2 protein-coding genes are annotated in these 2489 nt (G+C 66.8%); both read left to right on the top strand.

The window, feature by feature from the left end:
- Window positions 1–135 precede the first annotated feature (135 nt).
- Window positions 136–1695, top strand: coding sequence for an IS21 family transposase (gene istA, locus CJZ78_RS14610; protein ID WP_158217104.1), 1560 nt, complete (start codon window positions 136–138; stop codon window positions 1693–1695).
- Window positions 1583–2377 carry an IS21-like element helper ATPase IstB gene (gene istB, locus CJZ78_RS13375; protein ID WP_233128809.1) on the top strand — a complete coding sequence of 265 codons (795 nt, stop codon included), beginning with the start codon at window positions 1583–1585 and terminating at the stop codon, window positions 2375–2377. Before istA ends, istB begins: the two co-directional genes overlap by 113 nt.
- Window positions 2378–2489 lie beyond the last annotated feature (112 nt).

Below are 2489 nucleotides of genomic sequence, written 5' to 3'. Positions count from 1 at the left end.
TGTCTGCCGACAATGAAGTTGGCCGGTCGGCGACAAGCTCGTTGGCCGGTGGGGTGAGTGCTGGAGAGCCTGGTGCCGATGCGCAGGGACCAGGGGATGCCGGCACCACTGACCAGTCACCAACGCAACCTGTACATGACGAAACGACGAGGCGGCAGCAGCCAGGAGGCTGCTGCCGCAGCGGCTGGCATCTCAGTGCGCAGCGCCCGCCGGATTGAGAGGAACCAGCTGCAGCCCAGGGCGAACCAGCTCCGTGGCCGCACCCGGCCCGATCCTCTGGAGGGTGTCTGGGAGGAGGAGCTGGTGCCGCTGTTGCAACGTGCGCCAGCGTTGACACCGATCACGCTGCTGGAGCACCTGCAGCGGCAGAAGCCCGATGTCGACTGGATTCCTCTGCAACGGACCTTGCAAAGGCGGGTGCGGGAGTGGAAGGCGTTGCATGGCCCGGATCCAGAGGTGATCTTCCCTTTGAGCTACGAGCCCGGCGAGATCGCCTTCTGTGACTTCACCCAACTCAAGGGGGTGGAGGTGACGATCGCTGGCGAGGCGTTCCCCCATCTGCTGTTCCACTACCGCCTGGCATGGAGCGGCTGGAGCTATGCGCAGGTGGTGCAGGGCGGCGAGAGTTTCGTCGCCCTCTCCGAGGGGTTGCAGAACGCCCTGGCATCCTGCGGTGGGGTGCCAGATGAACTGCGTACCGACCGGTTGTCGGTGGCGTGCCGTAACCGCAACGGCAGTTTTTCAGCCGACATCACCCGCCGTTACCACGCCCTGTGCAGTCATTACGGCCTGGCCTACAGCCGCAACAACCTGGGGGTGGCGCATGAGAACGGCCGTGTGGAGAGTCCCCATGGCCATCTCAAGCGGCGGATCGAGCAGGCGCTGCTGCTGCGCGGCAGCAGCGATTTTGAGTCGCTGGCTGCGTACCAGGCCTTCCTAGCTGCGGTGCTCGAGCAATACAACCGACCGCGGCTGGTCCGGCTGGAGCAAGAGAAAACGGCGCTGCGGCCGCTGCCGCGCTTTCGCTTTGCCGACTACGACATCGAGCAGCTCACGGTGCGGCGCACCAGCACGATCGAGGTGCGCAGGGTGGTGTATTCGGTGCCGCCGCGGCTGATCGACCAGCGGCTGACGGTGCGGATTTATCACGACCGGCTGCAGCTGCTTCTGGGCCGGCAGATCGCCTGTGAACTGGCGCGGCGCCACGGCGGCATCGAGCGCCATGGGCGGGCGTGGAGCATTGATCTGGAGCATCTGATCGATGCTCTCAGGCGCAAACCCCGGGCGTTGCTGCACTGCCGTTACCAGCGGGAGCTGTTCCCCGATGAGCGCTGGTGGCAGCTGTGGCAGCAGCTGCGCAATAGCGGTGATCGCGACGCCGCCGCTCGGCTGATGGTCGAGGCGCTGTATGTCGGCTGCCGAGTGGCCGGCTACGAGCCAGTGCTCGCCTGGCTCGAGAAGGCCCACCAACGGCAGGGGCTGTCGCTGGCGGCGCTGCAGCAACGCTTCCGGCTGCCGCCCCATCGCCCCCACCCGCCACAACGCATTTCCCAACACACGCTGCAGAGCTATGACGACCTCCTTGCCCTCCATTCCGCGGCCCCAGGCGGCGGAAGCCGCCCTGCCGATCCTGTTGCGACAGCTGCGGTTGGCATGGATCCGCTGCCACTGGCAGAGCATCGCCTCGCAGGCTGAGGGCGAGGGCTGGAGCCACAGTCAGTTTCTCTATGCCCTGTGCGAGCAGGAGGTGGAGCAACGCCAGCAGGCCCGCCAGCACCGGCTGCTGCGCGCGGCCCATCTGCCCTGGAGCAAAGCGCTGGCGGACTACGACCATGGCGGCCGGATCGAGACCCACCGGTGGCAGGAACTGGAGGCCTTGAGCCGCCAGAGCGAGTGGCTACAGCGGGGCGAGAACGTGCTGCTGTTCGGCCCCAGCGGTGTGGGCAAGACACACCTGGCGGTCGGCATCGCCCTGGCGCAGATCGGTCTGGATCAGGCCTGCCGCTTCTATCCCGCCACGAGCCTGGTGCAGGAGCTGCAGAAGGCCCGCGCCGAGTACAACCTGCCGGCAGCGCTGGAGCGGCTGGATCGCTACCCGCTGCTGCTGATCGATGACATCGGCTATGTGCGGCGGGATGAACAGGAGAGCAGCGTGCTGTTTGAGCTGATCTGCCACCGCTACGAGCGCCGATCGCTGCTGATCACCGCCAATCAGCCGTTCACCGCCTGGGATGAGATCTTCCCAAGCAGCTCAATGACCGTGGCGGCGGTGGACCGGCTGGTGCACCACTGCCACATCATCGAGATCAGCGGCGACAGCCACCGCCGCGCCCAGGCAAGCCGGCGCAGCGGCAGCCAACAGCCACAGCAGCCGTAGAGAAGCGGAGAACAGCCCGGGAGATTGTCGTCCAGCGACAACCTGGCGCCGATGGCGCCAGGCCCCGGTGGGGAGCTCCGCACAAGCCGGCGGACTCTGGGGTCCGCCGGCT

Origin of the sequence: Synechococcus sp. 8F6, from assembly GCF_002252665.1 — a bacterium.
Classification (GTDB): Bacteria; Cyanobacteriota; Cyanobacteriia; order PCC-6307; family Cyanobiaceae; genus Cyanobium_A.
The sequence above is the reverse complement of the archived record's forward strand: the minus strand, read 5'-3'. Positions and strand labels throughout refer to the sequence as shown.

What these genes read in the sequence shown, in the direction of transcription:
- istA (WP_158217104.1), top strand. Translation starts at nt 136, where the DNA reads ATGACGAAACGACGAGGCGGCAGCAGCCAGGAGGCTGCTGCCGCAGCG.